The sequence below is a fragment of the Tsuneonella rigui genome (genome assembly GCF_003958625.1).
Classification (GTDB): domain Bacteria; phylum Pseudomonadota; class Alphaproteobacteria; order Sphingomonadales; family Sphingomonadaceae; genus Tsuneonella; species Tsuneonella rigui.
The window spans coordinates 1-17,853 of record NZ_RSEL01000022.1 but is presented as its reverse complement, the minus strand read 5'-3'; the positions used below and the strand labels follow the sequence as shown (position 1 = coordinate 17,853).

The window sequence follows — 17,853 nt, the reverse complement described above, 5'->3', positions numbered from 1 at the left end:
TGGTGATCCCTGAGGTGCGGATCGAGGCCTACGTGGTCGAGATCGGCGGCGACGCGATCGACCGCTCGGCGCTGGACCCGGCTGAAGTCGGAAACAACCCGTTCTGGTCGCCCGACGCGGCCGCCGCCGGGCGCTGGGCGAAGGCGGTCGACGAGGCGCGGCTTGCAGGCTCCTCGCTCGGCGCGGTGGTCGAATGCATCGCGCACGGCGTCCCGGCCGGCTGGGGCGCGCCGATCTACGCCAAGCTCGACGCTGACCTCGCGGGCGCGATGATGGGCATCAACGCGGTCAAGGCGGTCGAGATCGGCGACGGCTTCGCCGCCGCGCGCCTGACCGGCGAGCAGAACGCTGACCCGATGCGGCCCGGCAACGACGGTCCACGCTTCGAGGCCAACCACGCGGGCGGCATAGCCGGGGGCATCTCGACCGGACAGCCCGTGGTAGTGCGGGTGGCGTTCAAGCCGACCAGCTCGATCCTCACCCCGGTCGAGACCATCGACCGCGACGGCAACGCGACCGAAATCCGCACCAGGGGCCGCCACGATCCGTGCGTCGGCATCCGCGGCACCCCGGTCGTCGCGGCGATGATGGCGCTGGTGCTGGCCGATCACAAACTGCTGCACCGGGCGCAGTGCGGCTGATCGACCTGTCGTTTTTGTGCAATCAGCAAACGCTGGGAACTCTAAGGTCCGGTTAGGCCACTAGGGGCCTGCCTGAGCCTGGTGCAAAATTCATGCGCGTATTCCTGATCCTTGCCGCTCTCCTGCTGTGGATGTCGCCGGCAGCCGCTGAGGACCTACCCCGCCCCCTGCTGCAATTCCAGAAAATCGAGCAGTATGCTGCCGGCGGCAAGGACTGGGTGCGCTACCGCTTGGAGGTCGCGAACCGGGCGCTATACGACCACGCGTTGTTTGCCGCCGCGCCAAACTTGCCGCCATGCGGCTCGAATACCAACGCGGCGCGCACTTGGGTCGACATTTTCAGGCCCGGTGTCGACGGCTCGCAAGGCCAGCGGATTTATGGCTTCTGCGCATTGGGCAATCCCGATGCCCTTGGGCAACTCTGGTTCGCGGTCGAGGCCGGGCAGGAGCCGCCGCGGTGGGTTTACATCGAGATGACAGATCGGCTGACCAATCGAAAAGCGCGATCGAACCTCGCTCTCATACCATAATCGCGCGGACAACGCCGCTCTGCGGCTGCCACATTATCTTACGCGCTGCTGATTGAAAATTTCGATGTTCGCAATCGCAACAATCGGCTTTGCTGCGCTGCGATAGACCATATCTCCACCTCGGAATTCAACCCCATCCGACTTGGAGATCAAACACATGGGTATCATCGGCAGCCAACTGAAGCCGTTCACCGCCACCGCCTACAAGAAGGGCGAAAAGTTCCTCGACGTGACCGAGCAGGACGTCGCCGGCAAGTGGGCGGTGTTCTTCTTCTATCCGGCGGACTTCACCTTCGTCTGCCCGACCGAGCTCGAAGATCTCGGCGAGCATTACGGCCAGCTCCAGAAGCTCGGCGTCGAGGTCTACGCGGTGTCGACCGACACCCACTTCAGCCACAAGGCCTGGGCCGACAGCTCGGACCGGATCGGCAAGCTGACCTTCCCGTTCCTGGGCGACCAGAACCACACGCTGGCGAACAACTTCGGCGTGCTGCGTGAAGGCCAGGGCCTCGCCGACCGCGCGACCTTCGTGGTCGATCCCGACGGCGTGATCCAGCTGGTCGAGATCACCAGCGAAGGCGTCGGCCGCAACGCCAATGAGCTGGTCCGCAAGATCCGCGCCGCGCAGTACGTCCGCGCCAACCCCGGCCAGGTGTGCCCGGCCGCGTGGGAAGAAGGCGAAGAGACCCTCGCGCCGTCGCTGGACCTCGTCGGCAAGCTCTAACGCCACACCGTACCGCGGGCGCGCCTCCTCCCCCCTTTCGGGGCGGCCCGCGGATAAGAGCCCGAGCCCAAGCTCGGGTCGCTGGAAGGCCCGGGGCATCCCTCGAAGCGCGCCCCGGGCCTTTTGCCCCTTCAGACGAACAGGATGATCATGCTCGACACCGCGATGCAGACCCAGCTCAAGACATATCTCGCCAACCTGCGCGAGCCGATCGAGCTCGTCGCATCGCTGGATGACAGCGCGAAGTCGGCGCAGACCCGTGAACTGCTCGGCGAAATCGCCGCGCTTCATGACATGGTCTCCGCGAGCTTCGACGGCGACGACGCGCGCAAACCCAGCTTCGTCATCCGCCGCGCGAGCGATCCTGCCAAGTGGGTGCGCTTCGCCGGGCTGCCGATGGGCCACGAGTTCACTTCGCTGGTGCTCGCGCTGCTGTGGGCCGGCGGGCACCCGCCGAAGGTCGAGCCCGAGCTGCTCGACCAGATCCGTAACCTCGAAGGCGATTTCGCGTTCGAGATGTATTTCTCGCTCTCGTGTCACAACTGCCCCGACGTGGTGCAAGCGCTGACGCTGATGGCGCTCGAGAACCCGCGCGTGACCGCCACGCTGATCGAAGGCGGCGCCTACCAGGCCGAGGTCGAGGAGCGCGGCGTGATGGCGGTTCCCGCAACCTTCCTCAACGGCGAGCCGTTCTACAACGGGAAGCTGGAGCTGGCCGAGATTCTCGCCAAGCTCGACACCGGCGCTGCTGCCGCGGCGGCCGAGAAGCTGTCGGCCAAGCCGCCGTTCGAGGTGCTGGTGATCGGCGGCGGACCCGCCGGCGTCGCCAGCGCGATCTATACCGCCCGCAAGGGTTTCGCCACGGGCATCGCCGCCGAGCGGTTCGGTGGGCAGCTCAACGATACCCTCGGGATCGAGAACCTGCCGGGCACCGCTTACACCGAAGGCCCCAAGCTCGCGACCGAACTCAAGGGCCAGGTCGATGCCAACACCGTCGAGCTGCTGAACCACGCGCTGGCCGAACGGCTGGAGCCTGCTTCGGAGGCCGGCGGCCTGCACACCGCGCACTTCGCGGGCGGCGGCCGCTTGCAGGCGCGCAGCCTGATCCTCGCCACCGGGGCGCGTTGGCGCAATCTCGGGGTGCCGGGGGAGGCGGAGTATCGCAACAAGGGCGTCGCCTATTGCCCGCACTGCGACGGGCCGCTGTTCAAGGGCAAGCGCATCGCGGTGATCGGCGGCGGCAACTCGGGCGTCGAAGCGGCGATCGATCTCGCCAAGATCGTCGCGCACGTGACGCTGATCGAATTCGACAGCCAGCTTCGCGCCGACGCGGTGCTGCAGGCGAAGCTGCGCAGCATGCCCAACGTCGACGTGCTCACCAGCGCGCAGACCACCGAGGTGCTCGGTGACGGCAACCGCGTGAGCGGCCTCAAGTACAGGGACCGCTTCACCGGTGTAGAGCGTGAGCTCGCGCTCGAGGGCGTGTTCGTCCAGATCGGCCTCGTCCCCAACACCGAGTGGTTGAAGGACAGCGGGCTCGAACTGTCGCCCCACGGCGAGATCGTCACCGACGAGGAAGGGCGAACCAACCTCGACGGTATTTTTGCCGCGGGTGACGCTACCACGGTGCCCTACAAGCAGATCGTTGTCGCGATGGGCGAAGGGTCGAAGGCGGCGCTGTCGGCGTTCGACTACCTCATCCGCAACGAGCCGCTTGCCGAGGCTGCGTAAGGCCGCCGTTCATCGGGCGTATCGCTCAATAAATCGCAATTAATCGATTGGACGGTTGATAAGATCGCCTCCATCACGCTCTCACAACGCACCCAGAACGGGTCGAGTCACGAGAGGAGAGCGAGACGATGGACGCCAAGACCGGATCGATCGAGGGCGGCTGCCCGATGGGCGGAGATTTCCAGGTCCGCAGCCTGCTCGGCCGGACCAACAAGGACTGGTGGCCTGACGCGATCGCGATCGACATCCTCGCCCCCAACGGCCCCGCCAACCCGATGGGCGACGACTACGACTATGCGGAGGCGTTCAACGCGCTCGACTACAAGGCGCTGAAGCAAGACCTCACCGCGCTGATGACCGACAGCCAGCCGTGGTGGCCGGCGGACTACGGCCACTATGGCCCGTTCTTCATCCGCATGGCCTGGCACGCGGCGGGCACCTATCGCACCGGCGACGGCCGCGGCGGCGCCAACAGCGGGCAGCAGCGCTTCGCCCCGCTCGATTCGTGGCCCGACAACGGCAACCTCGACAAGGCGCGCCGCCTGCTGTGGCCGATCAAGCAGAAGTACGGCAAGCACATCAGCTGGGCGGACCTGTTCATCCTTGCCGGCAACGTCGCGATCGAGAGCATGGGCGGACCCGTGTTCGGCTTCGGCGGCGGCCGCGCCGACGTGTTCGAGAGCGAACGCGACGTGTACTGGGGTGAGGAAGACAAGTGGGTCAACGAAGGCGTCACCACGCGCCTGCGGCCCGATGAAGCGCTCGAGCTGGACGGGCCGCTGGCGGCGATCCAGATGGGCCTCATCTACGTCAACCCCGAAGGCCCGCAGGGCAATCCGCACGACGACGAAGGCGCCGCGCGCGACCTGCGGGCGACCTTCAAGCGCATGGCGATGGACGACGAGGAGGTCGTCGCGTTGACCGCCGGCGGTCACACTTTCGGCAAGGCGCACGGCAACGGAGATGCTTCGCTGCTTGGCGCGGCCCCGGCGGGCGGCGACCTCGCGGCGCAAGGCTTCGGCTGGGTCTCGAGCCACGAGAGCGGCGGAATCGGCGAGCACACCGTCACCAGCGGCATCGAAGGCGCGTGGACCAACACGCCGAAGGAGTGGAGCGAGAACTATTTCCGCCTGCTGCTCGACTACGACTACGAGCTGGTGAAGTCGCCCGCAGGCGCCAACCAGTGGCAGCCGATCAACCAGCGTGAGGAGGACATGGCGCCGGCGGCGTGGGACCCGTCGAAGAAGGTCCCCACCATGATGACCACCGCCGACATGCAGATGAAGCGCGATCCCGGCTTCCGCGCGATCAGCGAGAAGTTCCGCAACGATCACGAGGCGTTCAAGGACGCCTTCGCCCGCGCGTGGTTCAAGCTGACCCACCGCGATATGGGTCCCAAGATCCGCTACCTCGGCCCCGAGGTCCCGGCCGAAGACCTGATCTGGCAGGACCCCGTCCCCGCCGGCACCACGCCGTCGGATGCCGACGTGGCGGCGGTGAAGCAGAAGATTGCCGACAGCGGGCTCACCGTGGCGCAGCTGGTCAAGACCGCGTGGGCCTCGGCTTCGACCTACCGCAAGAGCGACTACCGCGGCGGCGCCAACGGCGCGCGCATTGCGCTCGAACCGCAGCGGAACTGGGACGTCAACGAACCGGCCGAGCTCGCCAAGGTGCTCGATACCCTCAACGGCCTGCGCGGGTCGATGAGCCTCGCCGATGCGATCGTGCTCGGCGGCGTGGTCGGCCTCGAGAAGGCGGGCGCGGGCAGCGTGCCGTTCACCGGGGGCCGCGGCGACGCGACGCAGGAGCAGACCGACGTCGAGAGTTTCGACTGGCTCGAACCGCAGGCCGACGGCTTCCGCAACTATTGCCCCAAGAAACTGCGGGTGAAGACCGAGGAAATGCTCCTCGATCGCGCCAGCCTGCTCGGCCTGTCGGTGCCCGAGATGGCAGTCCTCGTCGGCGGCTTGCGCGTGCTCGGCGCCAACCATGGTGAGCGGGGCCACGGCCACTTCACCAAGCGGTCGGGCCAGCTCACCAACGACTACTTCGTCAACCTCTACGACATGACCAACGTGTGGAAGGCGGTCGAAGGATCGGACGACGAGGAATACGTCGCCACCGACCGCGCGACCGGCAACGAGACCTGGCGCGCGACCCGCGCTGATCTCGTGTTCGGCTCCAACGCTGAGCTGCGCGCGGTGGGCGAGGTGTACGCCGAGAACGGTCACGAGGAGAAGTTCAAGGCGGACTTCGTCAAGGCTTGGACCAAGGTCATGAACGCCGACCGCTTCGATCTGACCTGCGCGAAGTACCACAAGTAAGCCGTTTGGCTTCATAAAGGGCTCCGGCAGCGCGCTGCCGGGGCCCTTTTGCTGTCCGCTCGACTTGGGCCTTGTTCCATGAGACACCCCGGGCAGGGAACGGGGGAACGCCGGTGGAGACAAGCGAGCAGGCACGCGCGCCGCGAACCGCAACCCGCGCGCAGATCGGCTCGGTCGCGCTCGGCAACGCGCTCGAATTCTACGATTTCCTAATCTTCAGCATCTTCGCGGTGCAGATCGGGCAGGCGTTCTTCCCTGCCAGCGATCCGATGAACAGCCTGCTCGCCGCGCTGGCGACCTTCGGCGCGGGGTTCGTCACCCGCCCGCTCGGCGCGTGGGTGTTCGGCCGCTACGCCGACAAGCGCGGACGGCGGCCAGCGATGGTCGCCTCGTTCACCGTGCTGGGCCTGTCGAGCCTCGCGCTCGCACTGATCCCGCCTTATGCAGCGATCGGCCCCGCGGCCCCTGCACTGGCGATCGTCGCGCGGCTGGTCCAGGGCCTCGCGCTGGGCGGTGAGGTGGGCCCGAGCAGCGCGTTCCTCGCCGAGATCGCGCCGCCCGAGAAGCGCGGGTCGTACGTCTCGCTCCAGTTCGCCTCGCAGAACTTCGCCCTCCTGGTCGCGGGCCTCGTCGGCGTCGGCCTGTCGGCGGTGATGAGCGAAACGGCGCTCGCCGTGTGGGGCTGGCGCGCCGCCCTGGTCGCGGGCGCGCTGATCGTGCCCATCGGCCTGGTGCTGCGGCGGACGCTGCCCGAGACGCTCGAAACCGCCGCGCCAGGTACGGTCCGGGCACCAGTTCCGCGCTACCGCCATATCGCCGTGCTCGCACTGGCCACGATCGCCTCGGCCACGGTGATCAACTACGTGCTGACCTACCTCAGCACGTTTGCTCAGGCGGTGCTGGCGATGTCACCCGGAGAGGCGTTCGGCGCCGCAGTGGCGGTGGGGGTGAGCGGCACGATCGGCGCGGTGCTCAGCGGCATACTGACCGACCGGGTCGGACGGCGGCCGGTCATGCTGTGGCCCATGGCGCTGTCGGTGCTGATCGTGATGCCCATCTTCTGGCTGCTCGACGCGCATCCGTTACCACTGCTGCTCTATCTCGCGGCGTTCGTGCTGCGCTTCACGACCGTGCTTGCGGGCACAGCGGCGTTCATCGCGGTGTCCGAGGCGTTTCCGACCGGCGTGCGCTCGACCGCGCTCGGGCTGACTTACTCGCTCGCTGTCTCGACGCTCGGCGGGACCACCCAGTTCGTCGTCGCGTGGCTGACCAAGGTGACGGGGAGCCCGCTTGCGCCCGCGTGGTACATGTTCGCCGCCTGCCTGGTCGGCCTTGCCGCGATGGTATGGCTGCGCGAGACCGCTCCGCGCTTCACCGGGCGCGCTTGAGCACGAGGTAGAGCGCGCCCTCCCCGCCGTGGCGGATGTGCGCGGTGCGGATCGAGGCGATCGCCGCGCCGTGCGAGCTCGCCGCCAGCCAATCGAGCACTTTCGCGCGGATCGCCCCGCGCTTCGAGCCGCGGTCGGCCGCTTCGGTTGGGCGAGGCTTTCCCGTAATCAGCAGCACGACCCGCGCGCCCATCGCCCGCGCCTGCGCGACGCCGTCGATCAGCCGCGTGTGCGCCTGATCGAGGTTGTGACCGTGCAGGTCGAGGGTGAAATCGGGTTCGATGGAGCCGGCGCGAAAGCGGCGGTCCCAGTGGGAGTCGAGGCCCGTTGATGCGGTAGGTGCGGGCCTGGAGGCCGAAGTGGACCGAGGTGCGAGCCGCTTGGCGCGGGTTGCCTGCGCTTCGGCGAGCGCCTTGCCGAGGTCGAGCGGCGGCGGCGCAGCCGGTGCAATCGCCGGCGGAGGTGAATCAGGTGCGGTCCGCACGCGGGAGCGCGGCTTGATCAGCGGCCGCACCGTCTGCGCCACCCGCGCCCACGCCTCGGCCTCTTCGGCGCTGAGGCCGCGCGGCGGTTTCACTTGTTGGTCAGCCGGGCGACCGTCCCCTTGGGCAGGAGGATCAGCGCGGTGCCACGCGCGCTCATGCCGCCAGCGATCGTGCGCGCATCGGCGCCGGCGCCCCAGAAGGTGTCGAAGCGGTTGGCGCCCTTGATCGCGCCGCCGGTGTCCTGCGCGATCCACAGCCCGTCCGCCTCGGCCCGGTCCATGTCGAGCCAGACCGGCGCGCCGAGCGGCACGAACATGGGGTCGGTCGCGACCGAGCTTTCGCGCCGCACCGGCACGCCAAGTGCGCCGAGGGGTCCGTCACCTTTCAATTCCTTGAAGAAGATCCAGCTCTTGTTTTCGTTCATGATCGCGCGGCCCTCGTCCGGGTGCGCGCGCAGGTAGCCCATGATGCCCTGCATCGAGGTCGCAAATTCTGTGCCCGGGCCGATCAGCCCGCGCTGCTTCATCAGCGCGCCGATGCCGGCATACTCGCGGCCGTTCTGACCCGCGTAGCCGATCCGCATGACGGATCCATCGGGCGCGACCAGGCGGCCCGAGCCCTGAATCTGCAGGAAGAAGAACTCGACCGGATCGTGCGCCCAGGCGATCTCCAATCCGCGATTGGCGAGCGCGCCCGCTTCGATCTCCGCACGCTCGTAGTAGGGTACGAACCTGCCGCTGGCATCGTAACGGCCCAGCGGCGCGCGGCCGGTGCGCTCGCTTTGCGGAATATCGTCGGGCCAGCCGCGCACCAGATCGGCGGGCATGGCATAGACCGGCACGTCATATCCGGGGATGTGCGCGCGGCTGCCGGCAATGTCAGGCTCGTAGTAACCGGTGGCGAACGCGCTGCCCTCGCCCACTCGGGCGGTTTCGAAATAGCGGTCGAAGAAGCTGGCGGCGTCGCCAGCCGTTTGTCCTTGGCCCCACCCGCGCGCGGCGGTGCAGGCTGGCTCCCACTGCGAGCCGGTGGTGAGCCCGCTGGCGTCAGTACGCGATAGCAGTTGCGGGCAGCTTTCGCGGAAGCTGGCAAGAGCCGCTGCGGCGTCGGCACCTCGCATTCCGAGCGAGGCAATCGAGGGTCCAAGCTTGACCCCGGCGCTCAGCGCATTGGCGGGGACAGGCGCCGGCGGGGTCTCGACCTTCGGAACCACCCGGCAGCCAGCTAGCGCAACCGCCATCAGCGCTATCGCAACCCTCGCGCGCATGACCTCTCCCGAACTAGAACCGGCGTTGCGCCAGTCCTATCGGGTCGGAGTCAGCTTGTCGAAGGTGTCGTGCGCGTTTTGAACGAGAGCCTTAGCCCTCGTCCGTCTCGTCGAGCAGCCAGTGCGGGTCGGCCTCGCGCACGTCGCGCTTGAAGGTCCACAAGTCGCGCGCCTCGACCGCGTCGTCGAGCGAGCCCGCGACCACGTTGCCGTCCTTGTCGCGGGTGACCGCAGCGATGTCGGCGACGAAACGCACGGTGACGCGAGCGGTCTTGCCGACCAGTTCGGCCATGTCGATTTTCGCGTCCTCGATCCGCACCAGGCGGTTTTCGAGCGTTTCACCGGCGGCTTCGCGCGCGCTGATCGCGGCGTCGAACCCGGCATAGACGTCGTCGTCGCACAGTTCCTTGAGCGTCTCGCGGTCGCCCTTCCAGAACGCTTCGAGGACCATCGAATAAGCACCCTTCGCGCCCTCGACGAAGCTCGCGATATCGAACCGCCGGTCCGCGGCGGCGATCTCGCGCACCCCGCGCTCGACCGCCGGCAGCGCGCCGTCGAGGCCCGCCGGCCGAACCGGCTGCGCGGGACGGAGTTGCGGCTGGGCATTGCGCGGCTGGGCGGCGTCCACGGGATCGAAGCGGGTCGGCACCGGCTCTTCCTCATGCTCCGCGCGGCGGCCGAGCACGCTGTAAAGGCGCAAGCCGAGGAACGCGGCGATCATCGCGAGGATGACGATCTGAAGTATCACTGGTGAACTCGTCTTTCGTCTTCTGAGGGCTCGGCTCCATCACCCGCCGGCCGCCCGTGGGTTAACCGTGCCCTAGATAGGGCCGAATTACAAACGAACAACGCACGAGCGCGCCATTCGGGTGCGCCGTTGCGATGGTCTGCAGTGAGTGCTAGGCGCGCCTCCGATCGAGCGCGGGCGACCCGCCTTGCGCCGCCACCTGCAGGATACCCGAATAATGGCCGACGAAGGCGATGTGCTGACCGACCTCAACCTCGATTCCGCGAGCGCCAGCAACGGCGCCGACAACGAGCCCGTCGCGGGCGTGATCTCGCAATACGTGAAGGACCTCTCGGTCGAGAACCCCAACGCGCCCGCCAGCTTCCAGTGGCAGTCGCAGCCCAACATCGACCTGCAGTTCAACATCGGCGCGACCCAGATCAACGAGGAAGTCCACGAGGTCGAGCTCAAGATCAAGGTCAGCTCGAAGGTGACCGAGGGCGACCAGTTCCTGGTCGAGCTCGCCTATTGCGGCCTCGTTGGCCTGCGCAACCTGCCCGACGAGCACGCTCACGCGTTCCTTTATGCCGAGGCGCCGCGGATCCTGTTCCCGTTCGCCCGCCGGGTGATCGCCGATGCGACCCGCGACCTGGGCTTCCAGCCGCTGATGGTCGATCCGATCGACTTCAACGGCCTCTACCTCCAGCAGCTTCAGCGCCGCGCCGAGGAAGACGCCGCCGCGGGCGCGCAGCCGCCGGCAGGCCAGGCCTGATCCTCACGCCCGCCCGGGGAGCCGAGCGGGCTTGAGCAATCTCGTCCGCAGCGTCGGGACGATCGGCGCGCTGACCGCGGTCAGCCGCGTGTTCGGTTTCGTGCGCGACATGCTGTTGAGCCGCGTGCTCGGCGCGGGGCTGGCGGCGGACGCGTGGCAGCTTGCTTTCACCCTGCCGAACACCTTCCGCCGCCTGTTCGCCGAAGGGGCGTTCAGCGTCGCGTTCGTGCCAATGTACTCGCGCGCGCTGCACGGAGATGGCGGCGAGGAAGCGGCAGACCGTTTTGCCGGCGATGTGCTCAGCGTGTTCGTGTGGGTGCTGCTCGGTTTTTCGGCGCTCTGCATGATCGCGATGCCGGGGATCGTCTGGCTGCTCGCGCGTGAGTACGGCGAGGTGCCCGGCAAGTTCGACCTGTCGGTCGCGCTCAGCCGGATGACTTTCCCCTACCTGGCGCTGGTGAGCCTGGTGGCGATGCTGTCGGGCGTGCTCAACGCGCGCAGCCGGTTCGCGCCGGGGGCGTTCGCGCCAGTGTTCCTCAATCTGGTGATGATCGGCGGCATCGTCACCGGCTGGTACTTGCGCGGGAGCGAGGGCGACGACCGGGTGGTCGCGTGGGCGCTCGCCATCTCGCTCGCGCTGTCTGGAGTGGTGCAGCTCGCCTACATGAGCTGGGCAGCGCGGCGCACGGGCGTGCGGCTGAAAGTGACGCGGCCGCGCTTCACGCCCGAGGTTAGGCGGCTCGGCATGCTGATCCTGCCGGCGACCTTCGGCGCGGGCATCTACCAAATCAGCCAACTCGTCGACACGTTCTTCGCCACCTCGCTGCCGCAGGGCTCGCTGACGCTGCTCAAGCTGGCGGACCGGCTGAACCAGATGCCGCTCGGCATCTTCGGCATCGCGCTCGGCACCGCGATCCTGCCGATGCTGGCGCGCCATATCCAGCAGGGCCATGCCGGGGAGGCGCAACGGCTCCAGGCGAACGCGGTGGAGGTCGGCACGTTGCTGACCCTGCCCGCCGCCGCGGCGCTGGCGATTTGCGCGCCCGCGTTCGTCACCGCGTTCTTCGTCGGCGGCAAGATGACGCTGGCCGACGGCGCGGTGATGGCGGACATCGTGGTTGCGCTGGTCTGCGGGCTGCCGGCTTACGTGCTGGTGAAGGTATTCCAGCCGGCGTTCTTCAGCCGCGAGGATACCCGCACCCCGGTGATGATCGCCGCGGGGGCGCTAGCGGTGAACGTCGCACTCAATTTCTACGTTGTGCCGCACTACGGCATCGTCGGCCTCGCCTCTGCGACGGCGATCACCGCCACGCTCAACGTGCTGACGCTTTACACGGTGCTGCAGATCCGGGGCTGGTTCCATCTCACCGCGCGGCTCGCGAGCCGCATCGCGCGCCAGCTTGCCGCGACCGCTGTGATGGCCGCGTTCCTGTGGTGGCTGACGCCGCGGCTCACGGACCGATACGATGGGACTGCGTTCGAGCGCATCTGGTCGCTCGGCGCATTGGTTGCGGGCGGCATGCTGGTGTTCTTCGCCGCCGCTTTCGTGCTCGGCGCGCTCGACAGGGACCTGCTCGCTCAACTCCGCCGGCGCCCGGCCAGGCCAGTCGACCTTGCCGAGTAGGCCGATTGGGGTTACCGGAGCGCGCATGAAGACGCCCGCCCTTCTGATGTCAGCGCCGACCCGCTTCGCGGTCCGCGGCCGGGCGGCCTGGCGATGGCTGCGTTCCGCCTGAACGCCTCCCGTTCGCTCCGGCGAACCGCCCCTTCATCGTGATTTTTTGAGAAAGCGACCTCCATGCGCGTCGTCTCCGGCATCCAGCCCACCGGCAACCTTCACCTCGGCAACTACCTCGGCGCGATTCGCAATTGGGTCCGCATGCAGGACGCACTCGAGCCGGGCAGCCAATGCCTGTTCTTCCTCGCCGACCTCCACGCCATCAGCCAGCCGCACGATCCGGCCGAGCTGAAGCGCGCGACGCTCGAGATGGCCGCCGCGCTGGTCGCCTGCGGGATCGATCCCGCGCGCTCGATCCTGTTCAACCAGGCGCAGGTCCCCGCGCATGCCGAGCTGCAATGGCTCCTGAACGGCACCGCCCGCATGGGCTGGCTCAACCGAATGACGCAGTGGAAGGACAAGGCGGGCAAGAACCGCGAGGGCCAATCGGTCGCGCTGTTCGCCTACCCTGTCCTCCAGGCGGCCGACGTGCTGCTCTACCAGGCGACGCACGTGCCGGTGGGCGACGACCAGAAGCAGCACCTCGAGCTCGCGCGCGACATCGCGCAGAAATTCAACAACGACTTCGGCGGCGGCGAAGAGGTGTTCACCCTTCCCGAGCCGATCGTCCCGCCCGAAGCGGCGCGGATCATGTCGCTGCGCGACGGCAGCGCCAAGATGAGCAAGTCCGATCCCAGCGACATGAGCCGGATCAACCTGGTCGATGACCCGGACCTGGTGATGCAGAAGGTCAAGAAAGCGAAGACCGATCCCGAACCTCTGCCGTCCGAGGCGGCCGGGCTCGTAGGCCGGGCCGAGGCGATCAACCTCGTCGCGGTGTACGGCGCCTTGTCGGGCGAGAGCACCGACCAGGTGCTGGCCCGCTTCGGCGGCCAAGGCTTCGGCGCGTTCAAACCGGCGCTGGGCGAGCTGCTGGTCGAGACCTTGCGGCCGATCTCGGCGCGTTTCCGCGAACTCCTGAACGACCGCGAGGAACTCGACGCGATCCTTGCGCGCGGCAGCGCCAAGGCGCGCGAGATCGGCCGGCCCACGCTCGATGCCACCTATGTCGCGCTGGGTTTGGTGCGCTGAGCCGGAACGAATGGCCTAACTTTTGCTAGCCCCCCTATTCAAACTCGGTTCACCGCGCCTACTTTACACCCTGCCGCACAGATGACAGCTTGTGCCCCTGGGTGGTGGGCCTCGAGAAGCTGCGCCTTGCACTCACATCGAAGGGTTTCGCACATGTCTATCCTGACCAATTGGGGTCGCAAGCTGAAGATGATCGCCGTGCCGCTGGCACTCGGCGCCCTCGCGGCTTGCGCTTCTCCGTTCAATGCCAACGTCCAGCGCTTCCAGAGCGCGCTGCCCGCGCCGCAGGGTCAGACCTTTGCGGTCGTGGCCGACGATCCGGCGCTCGCCGGCGGGCTCGAATTCGCGCAGTACGCGGACTACGTCGAGAACAACCTGACGCGGCTCGGCTATATCCAGACCAACTCGCCCGAGAATGCCGACCTGCTGGTCCGCTTCGACTACGGCGTCGACAAGGGCCGTCAACGCGTGCGCCAGACCGGTTTCGCCGATCCCTTCTGGGGTCCGTGGTACGGCGGCCGCTATGGCCGTTTCGGCTACAGCCGGCTGGGCTGGGGCCCGTATTGGGGCGGCCGCGGCGCCTGGGGCCGTCCGTGGAGCTATGGCTTCTACGATCCGTTCTTCGACAACGGGCTCGACGTCTACACCGTCTACACCAGCGGCGTGGAGATGAAGATCGACAACCGCGTCACCGGCCAGCGCCTGTTCGAAGGCAAGGCCGAGGCGGCTTCGACCTCCAACCGACTGCAGTACCTGGTGCCGAACCTGGTCCAGGCGCTGTTCACCGACTTCCCGGGCCGCAGCGGCGAGACCGTCCGCATCTCGATCGCGCCGGAGAACCAGCCGGTCCAGCGCACGCGGCGCTAAGCCGGACAGTTTGGGGGCAGCCTAGAGCGGGGCGGGTCGCAGCGATGCGGCCCGCCCTTTTCTTTTGCCGTCAGTCCGACAGCGGCCCGCTGGCGAACGACTGGCGGTCGATCTCGTAGATTACGTGACGCGCCGGCCCCGCGGGCAGTTCGGTGATGTCGATCCGGTCGGTCAGCCGGCCGCCGATCTTTTCCATCGCCCCGCGCGAGCGCCAGTTGGTCTCGCCCACGCGGAACACCACGCGTTCGACGTTCGCCAATGCGTGGGCAAGCATCAGGCGCTTCATCTCGGCGTTGTAGCTGCCGCCCCAGTGCGAACGGCCCAGGAAGGTCCAACCGATCTCGACCGAGCCACCGTCCGCCGGATCGTAGCCTTGGAAGCGCGAGGAGCCGACAATCTCGCCCGTCGCCTTGTCGATCACCGCCAGCGCGCCGCCGTGGGCCAGCGCGTCATCGAAGAAGGCGCGGAACACCGGCTCCTGACACCGGTCGTTGGCCGGGTGGACTTCCCAGATCAGCGGATCGGACGCGACCGCGAACAGCGCATCCCAGTCGTCCTGCCGCAAGGGGCGCAGCAGCAGCCGCTCGCCTTCGAGCGTCGGCTGCCGGTCCATCAACCGGCGACCTCGGCAAGCGCCGCGATGAACTTGTCGATGTTGCCCTGCGTCAGGCCGGCGACGTTGATGCGTCCCGAGCCGGCCATGTACACTCCGTGATCGGCCCGCAGCCGGGCGATCTGGTCCTTGTCGAGCGCGAGCATCGAGAACAGCCCGTTCTGCGTCGCCAGCGGCGTCAGGTCGAGGCTACCCACCTGCCCCGCCGCCGCCAGCCGTTCGCGCACCTGCCGCATGCGAGTGCGCATGGTTTCGAGCTCGTCCTGCCACTGCGCGGTCAGCTTCGGGTCCTCGAGCACCAGCCGCACCGCCGCCGCGCCGTGATCGGGCGGCATCGACCAGTTGGCGCGCGCCAGCGCCGCGGCGTTCGACATGATCGCGGGCAGTGCGCTGGCTTCGCGCGCCATCACGTAGAACGCGCCCACGCGGTCGCGGTAGAGGCCGAAGTTCTTGTCGCAGCTATAGGCCACTAGCGCCTCCGGCACCGCGGCGAGGACCGCGCGCATGCCGGCCGCGTCCTCCTCCATCCCGCGGCCGAGGCCGTGGTAGGCAAGGTCGATGATCGGCAGGATCTTGCTCATGCTGAGCGCCTCGGCGATCTGACGCCATTGGTCCGGCGTGTAATCGATCCCGGTCGGGTTGTGGCAGCAGCCGTGGAGGATCACCGCCTCGTGGTCGCCGGCGTTGCGAATGACCTCGAGCAGTGCCTCGACGTTCGCGGTGCCGTCGTCGCAGTCGTGATCGAACGGCGCCATTTCGAGCGGCAGGTCGGCGAGAATCTGTGCGTGGTTGGGCCAGCTCGGCACGCCGAGGTGGACGCGGGTGACGCCCGCCGCCTTCGCCAACGCGACCGCCAGCCGCACCGCGCCGGTCCCGCCCGGGGCCTGCATGCCCGCCACGCGCCCGTCCATGGTCGGATCGTCCTCGCCAAAGACATAGGGCATCAGTGCCTCGACGAAGCCCATGTCGCCCTCCGGCCCGAGGTAGGACTTGGAATCCTGCGTCTCGACCAGCCGCGCCTCGGCCGCCTTGATCGCGCCGAACACCGGAGTGCCGCCCTGCCCGGTGCGATAGACGCCCACCCCGAGGTCGATCTTGTCGCTCCGCTCGTCAGCGGCGTGGAGCTTGATCAGCGCAAGCAGCGCATCGGGGGCGGCGGGGGCAAGGCGTTCGAACATGGCGCGTTCGTTTAGCGCACGCAAAAGGGGCCGCAACCGGTAACGGTCACGGCCCCTCGGGAGTCGGCGCTAAAAAATGTTTAGCGCATCAAAACGGCAGCCAGCGCTGCTTCTTGGAAAACTTCATGTAACCGGCGTTGACGCCGAGCCGCAGTCCCGCGCCGACCCGGATCGGGATCAGCACGGTGTTGCCCTTGCGCATGTATGAGGCGTTGAGCCCGCCGATCACATAGGCCGCGCCCTCGCCCGCCGGAAAGCGCTCAAACAGCTCTTCGCTGTCGTAGAGGTTGTACACCAGCACGAAGGTGTTGCCGGCGTTGGCGCCCGCGTCGAACCCGATCGACGGGCCGGTCCAGTACACCGGCCGCTGGCCCTCGACCTTGTGGTAGAGCGTGCCGGAGCCGTAGCGCGCGCCGACGATGAACGCCCCGCCCGCCTCGCGCCCGACGATGTACGCGTTGGGCTCACCCTGCTTCTTGAGCAGGTCTTCGATCATCCGCGCGACCCCCTCGGCACCCTTGCCGAACACGCCCTCGGCGGCACCGATCAGGTCGTCCTTCTTGTAGGTGTCCCCCTGCGCAGCCGCGACCGCAGGCTCGCCGGCGGCTTGGCTGGCGGCGGTCGAGGGATCGGCGCTGGTCACGACTGGGTCCGACCAGTCCGCCGCCACCTCGGCCGGCGCGCCGGCGGGGGGCGTGGAGGTGTAGGTGGTCGAGCCGTCGTACGGGGCCGGCTCACCGGGCGTTTCGGCCGGCGCCTGCTGCGGCTGCGCGAGATCGGCATCGATCGCGGTGTTGGGATCGACGTTTTGAATCTGCGCCATTGCCGGCGACGCGGCGAGCGAAGCCGCGCCGATCGCGGCGATCCATCCCCGGCGCACGATGCGCGAAAGCTTGCCCATGATTTCCCTCCGTTCCCGCGCACGGGATATGTCCACCCGGCAAGAGAGTCCTCGGCGCGTGAAGCGGCAATGAATGCGCGACGAAGCGAATCCGATTTGCGATGAAGCGAGTCGTTCCGCGCGTGATTTCGGGCCCTTGCCGCTCTCCATACCCCTCGCTATAGGGCCCGCTCGCCGCTGCGATCCGGAGACGTGGGTGAGTGGCTGAAACCAACGGTTTGCTAAACCGTCGTACTGGTAAATCCGGTACCGAGGGTTCGAATCCCTCCGTCTCCGCCACTGCGTTCGCGTAACTCTCTACATTCGCAGATTTTTTTTGACCTCCAGTTGCACTGGTTCCCACACTGGTTACCACTTTCCGATCCGATTTGCAGCGCTTCCCGGCGGCCCGCAGCGAACACGACCTTGCCAAACATCCACCGCTACAATCTATACCATCGACCTGGCAGGATGCGGCTTGTCGATCGGATTGACCAAACTTGAACCACTCGTCATCCGCGAGGTCCGCACGCGGCCTCGCAACGTCTCATTACAGTCGAGTCCCGCTGCACTGACAAAACTGACAGACGTCTCGACGATCGCCTACCCACCCCCCGGGGGACGTGGTGTGGAGGTTGACGCGTTCATCAGTGGCGGTTCCATTCAGGTCTGCTCGCACCCCCGGGGCGAAATATGAGAGTACTTAACTCGCCAAAGCTAGGCGCAAAATTTTTTTGCACCGTTTGCTCGACTTCAACCCGATTCTACCGTCAAGTCTCTACAATGGCTGATATCAAGACGCCGCCGCTCGGCAGGGATGCGACTCGTCACATGCCCGCCGAAATTTGCGCAACATGATTAAACCGTGGTCGCGTCCCCGTAATCCCCGCGCGCCGAATTTCCTTTTGCATGAAATA

At 67.4% G+C, this 17,853-nt stretch carries 16 protein-coding genes and 1 tRNA gene; 11 read left to right on the top strand and 6 right to left on the bottom strand.

Going from position 1 to position 17,853, the window contains the following annotated elements:
- The 6 genes from ELY12_RS09855 to ELY12_RS09830 all read left to right on the top strand — a co-directional run.
- Nucleotides 1-641, top strand: a 641-nt coding sequence (locus ELY12_RS09855) for a chorismate synthase (protein WP_126176539.1), incomplete at its 5' end; no start/stop codon positions are given.
- A gap of 92 nt (nucleotides 642-733) precedes the next feature.
- Nucleotides 734-1,171 carry a hypothetical protein gene (locus ELY12_RS09850; RefSeq protein WP_126176538.1) on the top strand — a complete coding sequence of 146 codons (438 nt, stop codon included), beginning with the start codon at nucleotides 734-736 and terminating at the stop codon, nucleotides 1,169-1,171.
- A gap of 157 nt (nucleotides 1,172-1,328) precedes the next feature.
- On the top strand, nucleotides 1,329-1,895 hold the full coding sequence (gene ahpC, locus ELY12_RS09845; RefSeq protein WP_126176537.1) for an alkyl hydroperoxide reductase subunit C: 567 nt from the start codon (nucleotides 1,329-1,331) through the stop codon (nucleotides 1,893-1,895).
- A gap of 150 nt (nucleotides 1,896-2,045) precedes the next feature.
- Complete coding sequence (gene ahpF, locus ELY12_RS09840) at nucleotides 2,046-3,626, top strand: alkyl hydroperoxide reductase subunit F (RefSeq protein WP_126176540.1); 1,581 nt, start codon at nucleotides 2,046-2,048, stop codon at nucleotides 3,624-3,626.
- Nucleotides 3,627-3,754: 128 nt separating this feature from the next.
- Entirely contained in the window at nucleotides 3,755-5,950 is a 2,196-nt protein-coding gene (katG, locus tag ELY12_RS09835) for a catalase/peroxidase HPI (protein ID WP_126176536.1), read from the top strand.
- Nucleotides 5,951-6,063: 113 nt separating this feature from the next.
- Nucleotides 6,064-7,338 carry an MFS transporter gene (locus ELY12_RS09830; protein ID WP_164549474.1) on the top strand — a complete coding sequence of 425 codons (1,275 nt, stop codon included), beginning with the start codon at nucleotides 6,064-6,066 and terminating at the stop codon, nucleotides 7,336-7,338.
- Here ELY12_RS09830 and ELY12_RS09825 read toward each other — a convergent pair.
- From ELY12_RS09825 to ELY12_RS09815, 3 genes are all read right to left on the bottom strand, one after another.
- A complete protein-coding gene (locus ELY12_RS09825; RefSeq protein WP_126176534.1) occupies nucleotides 7,322-7,915 on the bottom strand; it encodes a Smr/MutS family protein in 594 nt (197 codons plus the stop codon). The two genes, ELY12_RS09830 and ELY12_RS09825, sit on opposite strands and share 17 nt — an antisense overlap.
- The gene (mltA, locus tag ELY12_RS09820) at nucleotides 7,912-9,090 is read right to left on the bottom strand and encodes a murein transglycosylase A (RefSeq protein ID WP_126176533.1); all 1,179 of its coding nucleotides are present in this window, start codon (nucleotides 9,088-9,090) and stop codon (nucleotides 7,912-7,914) included. Before mltA ends, ELY12_RS09825 begins: the two co-directional genes overlap by 4 nt.
- 91 nt (nucleotides 9,091-9,181) lie before the next feature.
- Nucleotides 9,182-9,838, bottom strand: a complete 657-nt coding sequence (locus ELY12_RS09815) for a Tim44/TimA family putative adaptor protein (protein WP_126176532.1) — start codon at nucleotides 9,836-9,838, stop codon at nucleotides 9,182-9,184.
- 217 nt (nucleotides 9,839-10,055) lie between these two features.
- Between ELY12_RS09815 and secB the strand changes: the two genes are divergently transcribed.
- The 4 genes from secB (at nucleotide 10,056) to ELY12_RS09795 (ending at nucleotide 14,265) form a co-directional block, all read left to right on the top strand.
- Nucleotides 10,056-10,589, top strand: coding sequence for a protein-export chaperone SecB (gene secB, locus ELY12_RS09810; RefSeq protein WP_126176531.1), 534 nt, complete (start codon nucleotides 10,056-10,058; stop codon nucleotides 10,587-10,589).
- Nucleotides 10,590-10,620: 31 nt separating this feature from the next.
- Nucleotides 10,621-12,213 carry a murein biosynthesis integral membrane protein MurJ gene (gene murJ / locus ELY12_RS09805; RefSeq protein WP_126176530.1) on the top strand — a complete coding sequence of 531 codons (1,593 nt, stop codon included), beginning with the start codon at nucleotides 10,621-10,623 and terminating at the stop codon, nucleotides 12,211-12,213.
- Nucleotides 12,214-12,387: 174 nt separating this feature from the next.
- Nucleotides 12,388-13,398 (top strand): tryptophan--tRNA ligase, encoded by a 1,011-nt coding sequence (trpS, locus tag ELY12_RS09800; protein WP_126176529.1) that lies wholly within the window; start codon nucleotides 12,388-12,390, stop codon nucleotides 13,396-13,398.
- Between the two features lie 153 nt (nucleotides 13,399-13,551).
- Complete coding sequence (locus tag ELY12_RS09795) at nucleotides 13,552-14,265, top strand: DUF4136 domain-containing protein (RefSeq protein WP_126176528.1); 714 nt, start codon at nucleotides 13,552-13,554, stop codon at nucleotides 14,263-14,265.
- A gap of 70 nt (nucleotides 14,266-14,335) precedes the next feature.
- Here the strand turns inward: ELY12_RS09795 and ELY12_RS09790 are convergent, their stop codons facing one another.
- The 3 genes from ELY12_RS09790 to ELY12_RS09780 all read right to left on the bottom strand — a co-directional run bounded on the left by ELY12_RS09790 (nucleotide 14,336) and on the right by ELY12_RS09780 (nucleotide 16,957).
- Nucleotides 14,336-14,878: a GNAT family N-acetyltransferase gene (locus ELY12_RS09790; RefSeq protein WP_126176527.1), complete on the bottom strand. Its 543-nt coding sequence runs from the start codon at nucleotides 14,876-14,878 to the stop codon at nucleotides 14,336-14,338.
- On the bottom strand, nucleotides 14,878-16,056 hold the full coding sequence (locus tag ELY12_RS09785; RefSeq protein WP_126176526.1) for an amino acid aminotransferase: 1,179 nt from the start codon (nucleotides 16,054-16,056) through the stop codon (nucleotides 14,878-14,880). Before ELY12_RS09785 ends, ELY12_RS09790 begins: the two co-directional genes overlap by 1 nt.
- A gap of 88 nt (nucleotides 16,057-16,144) precedes the next feature.
- Nucleotides 16,145-16,957, bottom strand: coding sequence for a DUF1134 domain-containing protein (locus tag ELY12_RS09780; protein ID WP_126176525.1), 813 nt, complete (start codon nucleotides 16,955-16,957; stop codon nucleotides 16,145-16,147).
- 186 nt (nucleotides 16,958-17,143) lie between these two features.
- Here ELY12_RS09780 and ELY12_RS09775 point away from each other — a divergent pair.
- Nucleotides 17,144-17,236, top strand: a tRNA-Ser gene (locus ELY12_RS09775).
- Nucleotides 17,237-17,853 lie beyond the last annotated feature (617 nt).

Coding starts and splice junctions, on each gene's coding strand:
- ELY12_RS09850 (WP_126176538.1), top strand. CDS start 734: ATGCGCGTATTCCTGATCCTTGCCGCTCTCCTGCTGTGGATGTCGCCG.
- ahpC (WP_126176537.1), top strand. CDS start 1,329: ATGGGTATCATCGGCAGCCAACTGAAGCCGTTCACCGCCACCGCCTAC.
- ahpF (WP_126176540.1), top strand. CDS start 2,046: ATGCTCGACACCGCGATGCAGACCCAGCTCAAGACATATCTCGCCAAC.
- katG (WP_126176536.1), top strand. CDS start 3,755: ATGGACGCCAAGACCGGATCGATCGAGGGCGGCTGCCCGATGGGCGGA.
- mltA (WP_126176533.1), bottom strand. CDS start 9,090: ATGCGCGCGAGGGTTGCGATAGCGCTGATGGCGGTTGCGCTAGCTGGC.
- secB (WP_126176531.1), top strand. CDS start 10,056: ATGGCCGACGAAGGCGATGTGCTGACCGACCTCAACCTCGATTCCGCG.
- trpS (WP_126176529.1), top strand. CDS start 12,388: ATGCGCGTCGTCTCCGGCATCCAGCCCACCGGCAACCTTCACCTCGGC.
- ELY12_RS09795 (WP_126176528.1), top strand. CDS start 13,552: ATGTCTATCCTGACCAATTGGGGTCGCAAGCTGAAGATGATCGCCGTG.
- ELY12_RS09790 (WP_126176527.1), bottom strand. CDS start 14,878: ATGGACCGGCAGCCGACGCTCGAAGGCGAGCGGCTGCTGCTGCGCCCC.
- ELY12_RS09785 (WP_126176526.1), bottom strand. CDS start 16,056: ATGTTCGAACGCCTTGCCCCCGCCGCCCCCGATGCGCTGCTTGCGCTG.
- ELY12_RS09780 (WP_126176525.1), bottom strand. CDS start 16,957: ATGGGCAAGCTTTCGCGCATCGTGCGCCGGGGATGGATCGCCGCGATC.